The 16,337-nt window shown below is 28.2% G+C and carries 18 protein-coding genes; 13 read left to right on the top strand and 5 right to left on the bottom strand.

What is annotated here, in order from left to right; genetic code table 11:
• Position 1 precedes the first annotated feature (1 nt).
• Positions 2-193 carry a cbb3-type cytochrome oxidase assembly protein CcoS gene (gene ccoS / locus SY27_RS02775; RefSeq protein ID WP_045967183.1) on the bottom strand — a complete coding sequence of 64 codons (192 nt, stop codon included), beginning with the start codon at positions 191-193 and terminating at the stop codon, positions 2-4.
• Positions 194-274: 81 nt separating this feature from the next.
• Positions 275-2,650, bottom strand: coding sequence for a heavy metal translocating P-type ATPase metal-binding domain-containing protein (locus tag SY27_RS02770; RefSeq protein WP_045967181.1), 2,376 nt, complete (start codon positions 2,648-2,650; stop codon positions 275-277).
• A gap of 105 nt (positions 2,651-2,755) precedes the next feature.
• On the opposite strand from SY27_RS02770, the gene SY27_RS02765 reads away from it, so the two are divergent.
• From SY27_RS02765 to SY27_RS02750, 4 genes are all read left to right on the top strand, one after another.
• Positions 2,756-3,433 (top strand): Crp/Fnr family transcriptional regulator, encoded by a 678-nt coding sequence (locus SY27_RS02765; protein ID WP_045967176.1) that lies wholly within the window; start codon positions 2,756-2,758, stop codon positions 3,431-3,433.
• A 57-nt stretch (positions 3,434-3,490) separates the two neighbouring features.
• A complete protein-coding gene (locus SY27_RS02760) occupies positions 3,491-4,777 on the top strand; it encodes a hypothetical protein (protein WP_045967175.1) in 1,287 nt (428 codons plus the stop codon).
• A 75-nt stretch (positions 4,778-4,852) separates the two neighbouring features.
• Positions 4,853-6,067, top strand: a complete 1,215-nt coding sequence (locus tag SY27_RS02755; RefSeq protein WP_045967174.1) for an RsmB/NOP family class I SAM-dependent RNA methyltransferase — start codon at positions 4,853-4,855, stop codon at positions 6,065-6,067.
• A gap of 19 nt (positions 6,068-6,086) precedes the next feature.
• Positions 6,087-7,196 carry an endonuclease gene (locus tag SY27_RS02750; protein WP_045967173.1) on the top strand — a complete coding sequence of 370 codons (1,110 nt, stop codon included), beginning with the start codon at positions 6,087-6,089 and terminating at the stop codon, positions 7,194-7,196.
• Positions 7,197-7,264: 68 nt separating this feature from the next.
• Here SY27_RS02750 and SY27_RS02745 read toward each other — a convergent pair whose 3' ends face one another.
• From SY27_RS02745 to SY27_RS02735, 3 genes are read right to left on the bottom strand one after another with little or no spacing between them, the layout of a single operon-like run.
• Positions 7,265-7,573, bottom strand: coding sequence for a rhodanese-like domain-containing protein (locus tag SY27_RS02745; RefSeq protein ID WP_045967171.1), 309 nt, complete (start codon positions 7,571-7,573; stop codon positions 7,265-7,267).
• Positions 7,574-7,597: 24 nt separating this feature from the next.
• Positions 7,598-8,209 (bottom strand): thioredoxin family protein, encoded by a 612-nt coding sequence (locus SY27_RS02740; RefSeq protein ID WP_045967170.1) that lies wholly within the window; start codon positions 8,207-8,209, stop codon positions 7,598-7,600.
• A 9-nt stretch (positions 8,210-8,218) separates the two neighbouring features.
• Positions 8,219-8,731 carry a TlpA disulfide reductase family protein gene (locus SY27_RS02735; RefSeq protein WP_045967165.1) on the bottom strand — a complete coding sequence of 171 codons (513 nt, stop codon included), beginning with the start codon at positions 8,729-8,731 and terminating at the stop codon, positions 8,219-8,221.
• Positions 8,732-8,865: 134 nt separating this feature from the next.
• Between SY27_RS02735 and SY27_RS02730 the strand changes: the two genes are divergently transcribed.
• The 9 genes from SY27_RS02730 to trpC all read left to right on the top strand — a co-directional run bounded on the left by SY27_RS02730 (position 8,866) and on the right by trpC (position 16,334).
• On the top strand, positions 8,866-9,321 hold the full coding sequence (locus tag SY27_RS02730) for a MarR family winged helix-turn-helix transcriptional regulator (protein WP_045967163.1): 456 nt from the start codon (positions 8,866-8,868) through the stop codon (positions 9,319-9,321).
• 2 nt (positions 9,322-9,323) lie between these two features.
• On the top strand, positions 9,324-9,956 hold the full coding sequence (locus tag SY27_RS02725) for an NAD(P)H-dependent oxidoreductase (protein WP_045967161.1): 633 nt from the start codon (positions 9,324-9,326) through the stop codon (positions 9,954-9,956).
• A gap of 25 nt (positions 9,957-9,981) precedes the next feature.
• Positions 9,982-10,548, top strand: coding sequence for a YceI family protein (locus tag SY27_RS02720; protein WP_045967469.1), 567 nt, complete (start codon positions 9,982-9,984; stop codon positions 10,546-10,548).
• A gap of 108 nt (positions 10,549-10,656) precedes the next feature.
• The gene (locus SY27_RS02715; protein ID WP_045967468.1) at positions 10,657-11,523 is read left to right on the top strand and encodes an AraC family transcriptional regulator; all 867 of its coding nucleotides are present in this window, start codon (positions 10,657-10,659) and stop codon (positions 11,521-11,523) included.
• Between the two features lie 80 nt (positions 11,524-11,603).
• Positions 11,604-12,143 (top strand): YbhB/YbcL family Raf kinase inhibitor-like protein, encoded by a 540-nt coding sequence (locus tag SY27_RS02710; protein ID WP_045967160.1) that lies wholly within the window; start codon positions 11,604-11,606, stop codon positions 12,141-12,143.
• Between the two features lie 290 nt (positions 12,144-12,433).
• Positions 12,434-13,834, top strand: coding sequence for an anthranilate synthase component I family protein (locus SY27_RS02705; RefSeq protein WP_045967159.1), 1,401 nt, complete (start codon positions 12,434-12,436; stop codon positions 13,832-13,834).
• Between the two features lie 30 nt (positions 13,835-13,864).
• The gene (locus SY27_RS02700) at positions 13,865-14,428 is read left to right on the top strand and encodes an aminodeoxychorismate/anthranilate synthase component II (protein WP_045967467.1); all 564 of its coding nucleotides are present in this window, start codon (positions 13,865-13,867) and stop codon (positions 14,426-14,428) included.
• A gap of 67 nt (positions 14,429-14,495) precedes the next feature.
• Positions 14,496-15,491 (top strand): anthranilate phosphoribosyltransferase, encoded by a 996-nt coding sequence (gene trpD, locus SY27_RS02695; protein WP_045967157.1) that lies wholly within the window; start codon positions 14,496-14,498, stop codon positions 15,489-15,491.
• Between the two features lie 57 nt (positions 15,492-15,548).
• Positions 15,549-16,334 (top strand): indole-3-glycerol phosphate synthase TrpC, encoded by a 786-nt coding sequence (trpC, locus tag SY27_RS02690; protein WP_045967154.1) that lies wholly within the window; start codon positions 15,549-15,551, stop codon positions 16,332-16,334.
• The last annotated feature ends 3 nt before the right edge of the window (positions 16,335-16,337 follow it).

Genomic DNA, 16,337 nt, shown 5'->3' with positions numbered 1-16,337 from the left:
TTTAGATTGTTTTTTGTTTTTCTACTTTTATTGTTTTTTCAGAACTCTTTTTTAATTCATCGTCAAATAACATTCTGACCGATGGTGTATAATCATCATCATATTGACCACTTTTTACTGCCTTTATAAAAGCAATCAAAAAGCCAATAGCAACAACTATACTGATTGTGATTAATATATAAATTACACTCATACCTTTAAATTATAAAACAAATGTACTTCTAGCTTTATTCATAAAATATGACATTTATCATGTGTGTTCAAAAAAACAACATCAATTCTTTTTTGCATAATAATTAGACATTATTGTAACAAAACTAACTACTGTTATAGAGCTTAAAGGCATTATAATTGCAGCTATTAATGGCGATAAATTTCCTGTAATTGCAAACGATAATCCAATTAAGTTATACGATAATGAAAGTCCAAAACTCATATAAATAATTCGCATTGCATTTTTTGAAAATTTCAAGTAATACCCTATTCTCGAAAATTGACTTGCATCCATAATTCCATCACAAGCAGGAGAAAATACATTGACGTTTTCTGAAATAGATATACCTACATTACTTTGCGCTAATGCTCCTGCATCATTTAATCCATCTCCGATCATCATTACATTTTTTCCTTTCTGTTGCAACTTCTCTATATATTCTAGTTTTTGTTCTGGTTTTTGATTAAAAATCAATTCTGTTTTTTCAGGTAATAATTCTTGTAATGTTTGCTTTTCTCCGTCATTATCTCCTGAAAGAATTTTTAATTCATAATGAATACTCAAATTTTCAAATAATTCTTCCAATCCGCTTCTATATTGGTTATCAAAATAATAATAACCTTTGTAAACATCATTAATCTTAATATGAACTCTAGTTTGCTTTGATGTTTCATTCTCTAAATAATTCACCAATGATGACGATCCGATTTTTATTATATTATTTTCGACTTTAGCAATTATTCCCTTTCCTGTTATTTCATTAAATTCATCAATATCAATTTTCTCAATATTTGGTATAAAATCGTATATTTTTCTACTTAAAGGATGATTTGATCCTCTAATTACATTTTTTACTAATTTTAATTCATCATTAGAAAATTCTTTACCATAAAAATTGACTGAAGATTTTTTATTAGAAGTAATTGTGCCTGTTTTATCAAAAACAATAGTATCAACTTTAGCTAATTGCTCAATAACAGTTGCATTCTTAAGATACATTTTCTGATTTCCCATTATTCGCAATACATTTCCTAAAGTAAAAGGAGCTGTTAATGCTAAAGCACATGGACAAGCAACAATTAAAATTGCGGTTAATACATTAAAAGCCATTGAAACATCTATAAACAGCCAAATACCAAATGCTACAAAAGCTAATAATAATAAAATAGGTGTAAAATATCGACTGACTGTGTCAGTTATAGTTTTATGTTTTTGATCGATTTTCTTCTGAAAAACATCATTACTCCACAGTTGTGTTAGATAACTTTGAGAAACAGAAAATAAGACTTCTAATTCTACTACATTTCCTATAATTTTTCCTCCTGCATAAACCTTATCGCCCGATTTCTTTTCAATAGGAATTGCCTCTCCTGTAACAAAACTATAATCAATTGATGCTTTTTCTGTTATTAAAATAGCATCTACAGGAATTAATTCTTGATTTCTAATAACTAATCGATCTCCTTTTTCTATGTCATAAACCTGAACTGGTACTTCTTTTCTTTCACTTGTCAGTTTTGTAATTGCAATTGGGAAATAAGATTTATAATCTCTTTCAAAGGATAAAAAGCTATAGGTTTTTTGTTGAAATAATTTACCTAATAACATAAAGAAAATAAGACCTGTTAAGCTATCGAAAAAACCTTGTCCATAATCGAAAAGAATATCAATTGTACTTCTTATAAACATTACTAATATTCCTAAAGCAATAGGAATATCAATATTCAGCATTTTAGATTTTATACTTTTATAAGCTGAAACATAATAATCACTTGCTGAATATAGAAATGAAGGTAGCGATAATGCAAAAATTAACCATCTAAAGAAACCTCTATATTGATTAATCCAAAATTCTTCTACCTCAAAATATTCTGGAAAAGATAGTAACATAATATTTCCAAAACAGAAAAAAGCAATCCCAAGTTTATAAATTAAACTTCTATCTACCTTCTTTTTTCCTTCATCAAAATTATCTAAACTAATGTAAGGTTCATAGCCTATAGAACTTAATAGAAGTACCAATTCTTTAAGCGAAACTTTTGTTGCATCATAAGTAATTCTCACTTTCTTTTCTGGAAAATTAACTTGTGAAGTACTTATACCTTTTTGAAGTTTTTGTAAATTTTCCAAAATCCAAATACACGAACTACAATGTATATGAGGAATAAAAAGTGAAACAATATTTGTTTTATCTTCCTGAAAATCAAGAAGTTTGGAAATAATTTTCTCATCTTCTAAAAAATCATATTTTCCATTAATTTCTTGTGGTGTTGCTCCAGGAGCATTTTGAAAATCATAATAACATGCCAAATCATTTTGACTAAAAATCTCGTAAACCGTTTTACAACCATTACAACAGAAAGATTTTTCATCAAAAATAATTTCGTCTTTTTTTATAATTTTATTACCACAATGGAAACATTCTTTTGTATCCATAAATTTGCTCATTTTACCTATAACAAAGGTTGCAAAAGGAATCAATTTAAAATATGATATTTATCATACTTTGATTATCTTTGTGAGAATAAAAACATCCCAATTATGAGCAAATGTGAACAATGTATAGTTAGGCAATTCAGTTCGATAAAAGCTTTAACAAAAGATGAGCTTATAAAAGTTGCTAATTGTAAGACATCATATACTATAAAAAAAGGACAGCCAATTTTTGAAGAAGGTGAAACCTTAAATGGTATATTTTGCATTAAAGACGGTGTTTGTAAACTATCAAAATTAAGCTCTAATGGTAAGGATCAAATAGTAAAATTGGTTAAACCTGGTGAATTATTAGGGCAACGTTCTATGATAAGTGAAGAATCTGCAAACTTATCTGCTATAGCATTAGAAGACATGGAAGTTTGTTTTGTTCCAAAAAACGAAATTTTACAATTCTTCAATCAAAACAATGATTTTTCAATGAATGTTATGAAAACAATTTGTGGAGATTTAAAAGAATCTGATGATCACATGGTTGATATGGCTCAAAAAACAGTTAAGCAACGTTTAGCAGAAGCCTTATTATATTTAGAACAATCATTTGGAACAAATATTGATGGAACCATCCGAATACAATTATCTAGAGAAGAATTGGCTGGAATGATTGGTACTGCAACAGAAAGTTGTATTCGTTTATTATCAGACTTTAATAAAAATGGGTACATTGATATTATAGGTAAAAAAATACTTATAAAAGATAAAAATACGCTTAAAAAAATCTCCTAATTTATTTTTGGCATAATAATTGAAATCATTCAAATGTAACAATAAATATTGAATGATATGAAAACGAATTTAATAACAGGAATATTTAGTTTTCTCTTTGCAATTACTTCTTTTGCGCAAGATAAAACTACAGTTAGAGCAAATAACAGTGATATTAGTGATAACTTAGATTTAAGAGCCGTTGCTACCATTTTTGGTGATGCATCAGATTTAGAAGACTTTGAAAGACGATTAAATGATCCTAAATCGCAAATATCAAATTTAGATTTAAACAATGATAATTATGTAGATTATCTAAGAGTTATCGAATCTATTGAAGGAAATGCACATATTATTGTTATACAAGCAGTTTTAGACAAAGATCTATATCAAGATGTAGCTTCTGTAGAAGTTGAAAAAGATAATAACAATAATATACAAGTTCAAGTTGTAGGTGATGTTTATATGTATGGAGATAACTATATTTATGAGCCTGTATATGTTCACAGACCAGTAATTTACACCAATTTTTGGATATCAAACTATCGTCCATATTATTCAACTTGGTATTGGAATTATTATCCTACATATTATACTTACTATCGTCCTTTTCCAATTTTTAGATATCGTAATCATATAGCAATACATATTAATTTTGGTAATACTTACAATTATGTATCGACAAGAAGATGTGCTTATGCCTATAACAGCTACTATGGTAGAAGAGCAAATGCTTATGAAAGAAGATATCCTAACAGGTCTTTTAGCTATAGAAATAGTGGGTATTCAAACAGATACGAATTAGATCAAAATAGAAATATAAGAACTCGTGTTTCTGGTTCTAGAGAACTAACAAGCAATAGAAACTCTTCATCAGTAAGAAATAATAGAATTAGTTCAAATGAAAATGGTACAAGAACATCTTCTACAAGAAGAAATGATATAAATGGTACAACTCCTAGAATTTCTACTTCAACAAGAAATAACACTAATTCTAGCATAAGTTCACCTAGAGTTTCTACTTCGACAAGAAGTAACACTAATTCTAGCATAAGCTCACCTAGAGTTTCAACTTCGACAAGAAGTAACACTAATTCTAGCATAAGTTCACCTAGAGTTTCTACTTCAACAAGAAGTAATACTAGTTCTAGTATAAGTTCGCCAAGAGTTTCAACGAGAAGTAATGCTAATATAGGGTCTTCAAGAGGAAATAGTACTCCAAAAAACTACTCAGAATCTAGAAGTTCTAGTTCAAATAGAAGTAGTACTCAAACAAGAAGTACAACAAGACAGAGCGGAAATTCTAGCGGAAGCAGAAGTTCTTCATCTGGTCGAGAAAATTCCGGTCGAGGAGGTAGATCATAACAATAAAGAAAGCTGTCAAAATAGACAGCTTTTTTTGTATTAATTACTTATCTTTGCAAGCTGATTAAATAAAAAATGAGATTACATAGAAACTTAGTATTTACTGTTATAGATTCATTATTAGCTATTTTTAATGAAGGAGAGTATGCAGACAAAGTAGTAGCAAGAGCTTTAAAAAAAGATAAACGTTGGGGAAGCAGTGATAGAAAATTTGTAGCAGAAACAATATACGAAATTGTAAGATGGAAACGTCTATATGCTGAAATTGCTGAAGTAAGAGAGCCATACGATAGAGATAATATTTGGAGAATATTTGCCGTTTGGGCTGTTTTAAGAGGTATTAATTTACCTGATTGGAAGTATTTTGAAAATACACCTGCTAGAAAAATTAAAGGTAAATTTGATGAATTATCAAAAATTAGAAAATTCAAAGAATCAATTCCTGATTGGATGGACGAATTAGGTGTTAAAGAACTTGGCGAAACTATTTGGACCAAAGAACTTGAAGCTCAAAATAAACAAGCTGAAGTTATCCTTAGAGTCAATACATTAAAAACTACAAAGGAAAAATTAAGAGCTATTTTAATGGATTTGAATATTGAAACAAATATTTCAAAAGATTATGAAGATGCATTAATTTTAAAAGAAAGAGCTAACGTTTTCATGACAGATGTTTTTAAGGCAGGCTATTTTGAAGTACAAGACGCATCTTCACAATTAGTAGCTTATTTTTTAGATGTAAAACCAGGTATGCGTGTTGTAGATACATGTGCTGGAGCTGGAGGAAAAACACTTCACATGGCTTCATTAATGGAGAACAAAGGGCAGTTAATTGCAATGGACATTTATGAAAGTAAATTAAAACAATTAAAATTAAGAGCCAAACGAAATGGAGTACATAATGTAGAATTTAGAGTGATCGATTCTACAAAGGTGATAAAAAAACTACATGAAAAAGCAGATAGAGTACTAATAGATGCACCATGTAGTGGTTTAGGAGTTATGAAACGTAATCCTGATAGTAAATGGAAACTACAACCTGAATTTATTGATAATATCAAAAAAGTACAGGCAGAAGTATTACAAAACTACTCAAAAATTGTAAAACCAGGTGGGAAAATGGTTTATGCAACATGTTCAGTACTTCCTTCAGAAAACGAAGAACAAGTTAAACACTTCTTAACTACGGAAGCGGGACAAAACTTTACTTTTGTAAAAGAAAAAAAAGTTTTAGCGCATCAAAGTGGATTTGACGGATTTTATATGGCACTCTTAGAACGAAAAATATAACACTTTTTATCACTTAACTATGAAAAAAAACTTTACCCTTTTATTACTATTAACGTTAAGTTACAGCTTTTCGCAAATCCCCACAGGATATTATGATACAGCAACTGGATCTGGATATACTTTAAAAACACAATTATATAATATTATAACAAATCATAATGATCAAGGCTATGATGCTTTTGATGCATTTACGGCTACAAATGATTTAGATCTTTATTATGAAAATGATAACAGTACTATTTTAGACATCTATTCTGAAAACCCTACTGGAATTGATCCATATAATTATACTCCGGTAATTGATGAATGTGGCAATTATAATGGAGAAGGTGTTTGCTATAATAAAGAACATGTTATTCCTCAATCTATTTTTAACCAAAATGCTCCTATGAGAGGTGATGCACACCATTTACTACCTACAGATGGACGTGTAAATGGATTTAGAAGTAACCATCCTTTTGGTTATGTTGGTGCTAATTTAGTTTCACAAAGTGGAATTACAAATCCAACTAGAAATGGGTCTAAATTAGGAAATAATATCAATACTGGATTGTTTTCAGGATATAGTAATACTGTTTTTGAACCAATTGATGAATTTAAAGGAGATATTGCTCGAATTTATTTTTATTTTATAACTCGATATGAAACACAAGTTACTAATTGGAATTATGATATGTTCAATGGAACATCAGATCAAGTTTTGACAGATACTTTTTTATATACTTTATTAGATTGGCATTTTAATGATCCTGTTTCTCAAAAAGAGATTGATCGTAATAATGCTATTTACACATATCAGAATAATAGGAATCCTTTTATAGATCATCCAGAATACGTTTGCCAAATATATAATTCTCAATGTGCAACATTAAATACTCCTGATTTTACTTCTGTTGAAAATATCACTGTTTATCCAAATCCAACTATAAATGAATTTTATATTTCAACAGCAGCAACTTTAAAAAGTATAATTATATATAATGTAAATGGTCAAATAATTCAAAAAATTGAACAACCAAATACTATTAGTAATGAAACTTATCAAGTTTCTAATTTATCTAGTGGTTTTTATTTAGTAGAAATTGCCTCTGACAATGGAAAAATCATTAAAAAAATCATTGTAAACTAATTTACTCTAATTTAATAATACAAAAAAGGAAGACAAATTGTCTTCCTTTTTTATTAGTTTATGATTTCTTAATTCTCAATTGGTCCTTCCCATTCAGAAATACCACCTACTAAATTATAAGCATTTGTAAAACCAAGTTCTCTCATAATATTACATGCATTTGCACTTCTAGAACCTGCTGCACAATAAACATAATAATTTTTCTCCTTATCTAATTCTTCAACCTGATAAATAAATCCTTGTCCTTTAAAAATATCGATATTAATAGAACCTGGAATTCTTCCTCTATTAACCTCTTCTTCTGTTCGAACATCTACTATAATTCCTTTTTCATCAGTTAAAAACTGATTCCACCATTGCTGTTGATCTAAATTCATTCTAATAATTTTGATTCAAAAATACTATGCTTTGATTGAACATCCAATAGCTTTTGTAACTTTTACAGTCACTTCTTTATTTTTCAATAAAGCATCAACCGCATTTTCTACATATTTTACTTTTACAGCACTTTTGTCTGAATGATTATCATCAATTGCTCCTATATATTTTACTTTGTTACCTTCTTTTCCTTTTTGTAATACATAAACATGTGGTGTTTTTGTAGCACCATATTGAGGATATATTTTTTGTCCCTCATCAAATAAATAAGGAAAAGTAAAACCTTTTTCTTTAGCTCTTACTTTCATCAATTCATAACTATCTTTATCTTGAACTTCTGGATTATTAGGATTAATAGCAATTACAGGGTAACCTAATTTTTTATATTTTTTATCTAATTCAATTATTCTATCTTCATATGCAACTGCATACGGACAATGATTACACGTAAAAACTACAATAAATCCTTTTGCATCCTTATAATCACTTAAAGAAACAAACTTACCATCAACATTTTTAAGCTTAAAATCAGTGGCTACATCATTAATATCATAACCCGAACTAAATGTATTAATTGTAAATGCACTAACAAGCATTAGCAAAAACATAGAAAAAATAATCTTAAATACTTTCATAATATACTTTTATTGGTTTAACATTTTATTCAACTCTTTTTCTAATTCATCATGTGTAAATGACTGTTCATAAAATTTTGAGTTATTTTTATTATAAATAATGGTTGCAGGAATAGCGCCTGACCAACTTTCACTAACTTTTTCAATCCAAGAATTTGCATCTGGATCATCTAAATGAATAACTGTAGATTTTAATTTCTTTTTATTAATAAAAGGAATTAGTCCCTTTTCTACTTGCTTTGGAAAATCTAAGCTAACTAAAATTACTTTTACATTTCTGTTTTTATAATCCTCTCCTACTTCTTCAAAATAAGGTAATTCTTTTATACAAGGCGCACACCAAGTAGCCCAAAAATTAATTATATAAGTGTACTCATCTTTCATATTCATGAAATTTTCAAATCCTTCATAATTATATGATTCCACTTTAATATCATCTATTTCATAAACCTTTATAGGTTTCACTTCATTTTGAGAATAAGCATACCATGAAAATATAAACGTAAAAAATAAATATCGCATCCTAGCTAAGTTTAATTATCAAATTTAACCCTTACTCTATCTCAATATAAAAATTTAACAAAATTTTATTACATACTTGTATATACAAATAAAAAAATGTATTACATTTGTACATACAAATAAAGTACATACAAATGAATATTGAAGCAGAAATAAAAAGTACAGTAAAACTAAGTATAACAAAGAAAGTCATGCTAAACTTAACATTTACCCGAAATTTTATTAGTGACAAATTCAGTGAATTATTAAAGCCTTATGAAATTTCAAGCGAACAGTATAACGTTCTTCGCATACTGAGAGGTCAAAAAGGAAAACATTTGAATATGCAAGATATTCAAGAAAGAATGATTACAAAAAACAGTAATACGACAAGATTAATTGATAAACTATTATTAAAAGATATGGTAAAGCGCAATACTTGTCCAAATAATAGACGTAAAATTGAAGTTAATATTACACAAAAAGGATTAGATGTTCTTTCCGAACTTGATCCAATTATAGAAGAACACGATAAAATTTTTACAAAAAACTTATCAAACTTAGAATTAGAACAATTAAATAATTTATTAGAAAAACTTAGAGAAATTTAAATATGAGCACATTCATTGAAAGCCAAAACTGGCGATATGCTACAAAAAAATTTGATAGCACAAAAAAAATCACAACAGAAGATTTAGAAACACTAAAGGAAGCAATTAGATTAAGTACATCTTCTTACGGATTACAACCTTATAGAGTATTTATAATTGAAAATCCTGAAATTAGAAAACAATTACAACCTGTTTCATGGGGACAAAGTCAAATTATTGATGCTTCACACCTATTTGTTTTTGCAAATATTGTAGACATTCAAGAAAATCATATTGACGACTATTTAAACAATATTGCAACAACAAGAGATTTAAATATTGAAGATTTAAAAGGTTATAGCGACTTTATGAAATCTAAAATTGTTCCTCTTTCACAAGACAAAAAAACAGTTTGGACTTCTAAACAAACTTATTTAGCAATGGCTAACTTATTAAATGCTGCTGCTGAATTAAGAATTGACGTAACACCAATGGAAGGATTTGAACCAGAAAAATATAATGAGATTTTAGGTTTAGACAAACTTGGACTAAATGCGTCATTAATAGCAACTGTTGGGTATCGTCATGAGGAAGATGTTACACAACATTATGCAAAAGTTCGCAAATCAAACGAAGAATTATTTATTACACTATAATTATAAACACAAAAAAAACAGAAAAATGAAAAATTTAAAAACAATTGCATTAGCATTAGTAACACTAGTTACAGTATCAGTATCTGCTCAAACTACTAAAAAAGTAAATGTTCAAAAAAGTAAAGTTGAATGGTTAGGTAAAAAAGTTACTGGAAAACACAATGGTACTATTGATTTAAAAGAAGGAGCTTTAGTATTCAAAAAGAAAAAATTAGTAGGTGGAACATTTGTTGTAGACATGACAAGTATTAATACAACTGATTTAACAGGTGACTACAAAGGAAAATTAGACGGACATTTAAAATCAGATGATTTCTTTGGTGTTGAAAAATTTCCTACTGCAACTTTAGTATTCAAAACATTAACAGATAAAGGAAACAACACTTCTACTGTAACAGCAGATTTAACAATCAAAGGAAAAACAAACCCTATTACTTTTGACATTACTATAAATGGTAATTCGGCTACAACTAAATTAATTGTAGATAGAGCTAAATATGATATTAAATATGGTTCAGGTTCATTTTTTGATAATCTAGGAGACAAAACAATCTATGATGAATTTGAATTAGATGTTACACTAAACTTCTAATAAAAATAACAAACTGTTATAAATAGAAAAATGTCCATTAATTGGGCATTTTTTTTTGACCTTTTAGAAACATTTAATTTTAGTATTTTTATAACTCAAAATAAAGTTATGATTAAATTAGAATTACCAAACTATTTCTTTTCCAAAAAGACATTACCAGAAGTCTATGTTCATTATTTTATAAGTGATGCCCATTCAAATAAAACTAAAATTCAATTAAATGCAAATTTAATTAGTTTCTTACTCGAAGGTTCTAAAGAGCTGTATCATGAAAATTACTCGAAAGCTATTACAAACAATGAGTTTGTAATAGCAAAATCAGGAAATTGCCTCATGTCTGAAAAATTATCAGACAATCAAAAATATGTCAGCCTTTTATTTTTTTTCAATGATGACTTTATTAAAAATTTTAAAAGGAAATATGAACTTTTTACAGATTCTAATCTTCAAAAAAAACAAGCACACAAAAAGTTTAAAGTCATAGAATATGATAGTTTCATTAAAAATTTTGTGATCTCTATGGAACAATTATTAAATTCAAATACCAAAATAAATGAAGATTTTTTGAAGCTTAAACTAGAAGAAATTCTTTATTATTTGATTCAAGAAAAAGGAGTTGAAATTCTGATTTTTTTCAATACTATTCCTGTTCAAAAACACCATATTCGCTTAAAAAATGCAGTTGAAAATAATATTTTTTCCAAATTAACATTGGAAGAATTAGCTTTTTTATCACACATGAGTCTATCAACCTTCAAAAGAGAATTTCATAAAATTTATGGTATGTCTCCAAGTAAATGGATACAAGAAAGAAGACTAGAAAAATCAGTTCAAATGTTACTTATTGAAAAAGAGAGACCGATAGATGTTTATGCAACAATAGGTTATGAAAGTCTTTCTAGTTTTACACAATCTTTCAAACATAAATTTGGTATTACTCCTAAGCAATATCAAATTCAAGAATTGAACCAATAGCAACATTTTTTGACCATTTAGAACAATTAATTTAATTCGTGTTAATTTAATTTTGAAGCATCAAATTAAATTAAAATATCATGAAAAAATTAACTTTAGTATTACTTTTATTGACTACAACATTCAGTCAAGCACAAACATTTACTTTGAAAAGTAAAGACGTAGGCGGTCAATCCACAAAAAAACAAGAATTTAATGGTTTTGGTTGTTCAGGCGAAAACGTTTCACCTCAATTATCGTGGGAAAACGCTCCAAAAGGAACCAAAAGTTTTGCCATTACTATGTATGATCCAGATGCTCCTACAGGAAGTGGTTTTTGGCATTGGGTTGTTTTTGATATCCCTTCAAACATAAATGAATTGGTTTCCAATGCTGGAAATATGAGTTTAAATTTAACTCCAAAAAATGTTATTCAAAGTAAAACGAGTTATAATATAAACGGATATGGTGGTCCATGTCCTCCTGAAGGTCACGGAATTCATGCTTACATTATTACCATTCATGCTCTTAAAACCGATAAATTAGGATTAACAGAAAGTACTAATCCTGAAATTGTAGGATACTATTTATGGCAAAATACTATTGAAAAAGCTTCAATTGTTGTGTATTATAACAGATAAATCATGTACAAAATAATTAATCCAAAAGAGTTTTAAAAAATATTTTTCAGACTTTTTTATACAAAACTTGTATATAAAAATAAACTTTTGCTATATTTGTGCCTTAATTAAAAAATAAATGATACCGTTTTTAAACAATACTTGGTGGTGGAACAACTTACGTCAAACGTCGTGAGCAAATCCTGCTATAGTATAATTTAAAAAATATAATACATATAAAAGGCTTGTCAATCACGACAAGCCTTTTTTTTATGCCATAAATAGAACTTAGTAAAAAGAAAACACACAATATGAAAACATACAAACTTCACACATCACACAAACAAATACTAGCAGATACAATTACACCTGTAAGTGTATATTTAAAAATAAGAGATAAATTCCCAAATAGTATTCTATTGGAAAGTAGTGATTACCATGCAAATGATAATACATTCTCCTACATCTGCTTCAACCCTATTGCATCATTCAAAGTTGAAAATCAAAAAATTGAAACTATATTTCCAAATAATCATTCTGAAATCATTCCCATTGACAAATCAATCAATGTAATAAATGAACTTGAAAATTTTTCAAAGCAATTTAAAACTGATGAATCAAAATTTAAATTCATAAACAATGGATTATTTGGCTATATATCTTACGATGCAATACAACATTTTGAAACTATAAAAATCGGAAATAAGCCTCACAAAAATGAAATTCCAGAAATATACTATGCTATATATCAAAATATTATAGCCATAAATCATTTTAAAAATGAAGCTTATATTTTTTGTCATAGCATTGATAACACAAATAATACTGACGAAATTAACCAATTACTTCAAGCTAAAAACTTCGCTTCGTTTAGCTTTACAAAATCAAAAGATGGTTATTCAAACTTAACAGATGATCAATTTAAAGAATATGTAACCTTAGCAAAAAAACATTGTCATAGAGGTGATGTATTTCAATTAGTACTATCGAGAAAATTTTCCCAACCATTTAAAGGAGATGAATTTAATGTCTATAGAGCTCTACGAAGCATAAACCCATCTCCCTATTTATTTTATTTTGATTATGGAAATTTTAAAATATTCGGATCATCACCAGAAGCACAATTAGTCATTAAAGATAAACATGCAGAAATTCATCCTATTGCAGGAACATTTAAACGTACTGGAAACGATGAAAAAGATGCAGAATTAGCTAAAAGACTAGGAGAAGATGCTAAAGAAAATAGCGAACATGTAATGCTTGTAGATCTTGCTCGCAATGATTTAAGCAGAAATTGTAATGAAGTTAAAGTTGAAAATTACAAAGAAGTACAATTCTTTTCACATGTAATACATTTAGTATCAAAAGTAACTGGAAAACTAAAAGAAAACTACAATTTTATGGATTTAGTCTCTAAAACATTTCCAGCAGGAACACTAAGTGGTGCTCCAAAATACAAAGCAATGGAGTTAATAGAAAAAATAGAAAAAACAAATAGAGGCTTTTATGGTGGTGCTATTGGATTCATGGATTTTGAAGGAAACTTTAATCATGCAATTATGATTAGAAGCTTTCTAAGCAAAAATCACGAATTACATTTTCAAGCTGGAGCAGGAATAGTTGAAAGCTCATCTGAAGAAAATGAAATGCAAGAAGTATATAACAAACTAGGAGCATTACAAAAAGCACTTGAAATTGCAGAAACCATATAAATGAACGAAAAAATGAAACAAAACAATAAAATGAAAATAGTAGTCATCGATAATTACGATAGCTTTACTTATAATTTAGTACATTATTTAGAAGATTTAAATGCAACAGTTACCGTTTTTCGTAATGATGAATTTGAATTAGAAGAATTAGAACAATTTGACAAAATTTTACTTTCGCCTGGTCCAGGAATTCCCGATGAAGCTGGATTATTAAAGGAAGTCATAAAAAAATATGCTCCCACAAAAAGCATACTTGGAGTATGCCTTGGTCAACAAGCAATAGGAGAAGTATTTGGAGGAAACCTAATAAACTTAGAAAAAGTATATCATGGAATAGCCACAAATGTTACAAATATTGTTCAAGACACATTATTCACAGATATTCCAAAAAATATTGAAGTAGGTCGCTATCATTCATGGGTTGTTAGTCCTGAAAATTTTCCCGATTCATTAGAAATAACATCGGTAGACAGTAACGGACAAATTATGTCTTTAAGACACAAAACGTATGATGTTAAAGGTGTGCAATATCATCCAGAAAGTGTTTTAACACCTCACGGAAAAAAAATATTAGAAAATTGGTTAAACAATTAGCATAAAAAACACTAATTATTATTAATCATTATCCTAAGCTTATCGAAGGAAACTAATCATTTAAAAAATGAAAACAATACTAAATCGACTTATAAATCACGAAATACTATCAAAAACAGAAGCAAAAGAAGTATTAGTCAACATATCATCAGGAAACTATAATTCCAGTCAAATAGCTTCATTTCTTACCGTTTATCTAATGAGAAGCATCACTATTGAAGAACTTTCAGGTTTTCGTGAAGCTTTACTTGAACTTTGCATTCCTGTAGACTTTTCTGCTTACAATACAATTGATTTATGCGGAACAGGTGGAGATGGAAAAGACACTTTCAACATTTCCACTTTAGCCTCATTTATTGTTGCTGGAGCAGGAATTAAAGTAGCAAAACATGGAAATTACGGAGTTTCTTCCATTTCAGGATCAAGCAATGTAATGGAACAAATGGGTGTAAAATTCACAAATGACATCGATTTCTTAACAAAATCAATTGAAGAAACAAATATTGCCATTCTTCACGCACCATTATTTCATCCTGCAATGAAAAATGTTGGTCCCATTCGAAAAGAATTAGGTGTAAAAACGTTTTTCAATATGCTTGGTCCAATGGTAAATCCATCATTTCCAAGAAATCAAATGGTAGGTGTATTTAGTTTAGAATTAGCTCGAATGTATGCCTATTTATACCAAAATACAAATACAAACTATAGCATTTTACACGGTTTAAGCGGATTTGATGAAGTATCTCTAACGGATGATGTAAAAATTATATCTAATTCATCTGAAATAATCTTAAAACCCGAAGATTTCAAATTACCAAAAATTAATTTAGAATTCATAAAAGGAGGAAAAACAGTTGATGAATCGGCTAAAATTTTTCATAAAGTAATTTCAGGAAACGGATCATCAGAACAAAATAATGTGGTTTGTGTAAATGCTGCAATTGCCATACAAACAGTCGAAAAATCTACCTATGAAGACGCATTAGCAAAAGCACAAGAAAGCTTAAATAGCGGAAAAGCATTTGAAAAATTAAATAAATTAATAACAATAAGTAAAAATTAAAAAAACTTGTATAAATTCGAGAAATCAATCGAATGCAAGTAAAAACATAAAAATAAAATGAACATACTTGATAAAATTATTATTGATAAAAAAAGAGAAGTTGAAGTAAAAAAATCAATTATTCCTGTTTCTCAACTTGAAGCTTCTGTTTTATTTAATGGTCGTACATACTCTATGAGTAAACTATTAAAAAATAGCTTATCAGGTATCATCACAGAACATAAAAGAAGATCACCTTCAAAATCAATTATCAATAATAAACATTCTGTTGAAGACGTTGTTATTGGCTATCAAAATGCAGGAGCTTCTGGAATTTCAGTTTTAACTGATGGAAAGTATTTTGGTGGCTCATTAGATGATTTAATATTAGCAAAAGCTTCTGTAAACATACCTTTATTACGCAAAGAATTTATAATTGATGAATACCAAATTTTAGAAGCAAAAGCACACGGAGCAGATGTTATATTACTAATTGCAGCCGTTTTATCAAGAGAAGAAATTAAACGATTATCAGAATTTGCACAAAGTTTAGCATTAGAAGTTCTACTCGAAGTACACAACCAAGAAGAATTAGAAAAATCAATTATGTATAGTTTAGACATGATTGGTGTAAATAATCGTAATTTAAAAACCTTTGAAGTAAGTTTAGATTTTAGTAAAAAACTATCCTCATTAATTCCTGATGAATTTGTTAAAGTATCAGAAAGTGGTATTGAAACAGTTGATGTAATAAAAGAACTACAACAATTTGGTTACCAAGGCTTTTTAATGGGAGAACACTTCATGAAAACAGAAAACCCAGGTTTAGCAGCAAAAGAATTTATTAATAAAACTATATTATGATGG

This window comes from Flavobacterium sp. 316 (assembly GCF_000967805.1).
In the GTDB taxonomy this organism is placed as follows: Bacteria; Bacteroidota; Bacteroidia; order Flavobacteriales; family Flavobacteriaceae; genus Flavobacterium; species Flavobacterium sediminilitoris.
Note: the sequence above shows the minus strand (reverse complement) of the source record. Positions and strands in the feature narration are given on the sequence as shown.

Bases quoted from the DNA above. Each gene is read 5' to 3' on its own strand.
- ccoS (WP_045967183.1), bottom strand. From the start codon at position 193: ATGAGTGTAATTTATATATTAATCACAATCAGTATAGTTGTTGCTATT.
- SY27_RS02770 (WP_045967181.1), bottom strand. From the start codon at position 2,650: ATGGATACAAAAGAATGTTTCCATTGTGGTAATAAAATTATAAAAAAA.
- SY27_RS02765 (WP_045967176.1), top strand. From the start codon at position 2,756: ATGAGCAAATGTGAACAATGTATAGTTAGGCAATTCAGTTCGATAAAA.
- SY27_RS02760 (WP_045967175.1), top strand. From the start codon at position 3,491: ATGAAAACGAATTTAATAACAGGAATATTTAGTTTTCTCTTTGCAATT.
- SY27_RS02755 (WP_045967174.1), top strand. From the start codon at position 4,853: ATGAGATTACATAGAAACTTAGTATTTACTGTTATAGATTCATTATTA.
- SY27_RS02750 (WP_045967173.1), top strand. From the start codon at position 6,087: ATGAAAAAAAACTTTACCCTTTTATTACTATTAACGTTAAGTTACAGC.
- SY27_RS02745 (WP_045967171.1), bottom strand. From the start codon at position 7,573: ATGAATTTAGATCAACAGCAATGGTGGAATCAGTTTTTAACTGATGAA.
- SY27_RS02740 (WP_045967170.1), bottom strand. From the start codon at position 8,209: ATGAAAGTATTTAAGATTATTTTTTCTATGTTTTTGCTAATGCTTGTT.
- SY27_RS02735 (WP_045967165.1), bottom strand. From the start codon at position 8,731: ATGCGATATTTATTTTTTACGTTTATATTTTCATGGTATGCTTATTCT.
- SY27_RS02730 (WP_045967163.1), top strand. From the start codon at position 8,866: ATGAATATTGAAGCAGAAATAAAAAGTACAGTAAAACTAAGTATAACA.
- SY27_RS02725 (WP_045967161.1), top strand. From the start codon at position 9,324: ATGAGCACATTCATTGAAAGCCAAAACTGGCGATATGCTACAAAAAAA.
- SY27_RS02720 (WP_045967469.1), top strand. From the start codon at position 9,982: ATGAAAAATTTAAAAACAATTGCATTAGCATTAGTAACACTAGTTACA.
- SY27_RS02715 (WP_045967468.1), top strand. From the start codon at position 10,657: ATGATTAAATTAGAATTACCAAACTATTTCTTTTCCAAAAAGACATTA.
- SY27_RS02710 (WP_045967160.1), top strand. From the start codon at position 11,604: ATGAAAAAATTAACTTTAGTATTACTTTTATTGACTACAACATTCAGT.
- SY27_RS02705 (WP_045967159.1), top strand. From the start codon at position 12,434: ATGAAAACATACAAACTTCACACATCACACAAACAAATACTAGCAGAT.
- SY27_RS02700 (WP_045967467.1), top strand. From the start codon at position 13,865: ATGAAAATAGTAGTCATCGATAATTACGATAGCTTTACTTATAATTTA.
- trpD (WP_045967157.1), top strand. From the start codon at position 14,496: ATGAAAACAATACTAAATCGACTTATAAATCACGAAATACTATCAAAA.
- trpC (WP_045967154.1), top strand. From the start codon at position 15,549: ATGAACATACTTGATAAAATTATTATTGATAAAAAAAGAGAAGTTGAA.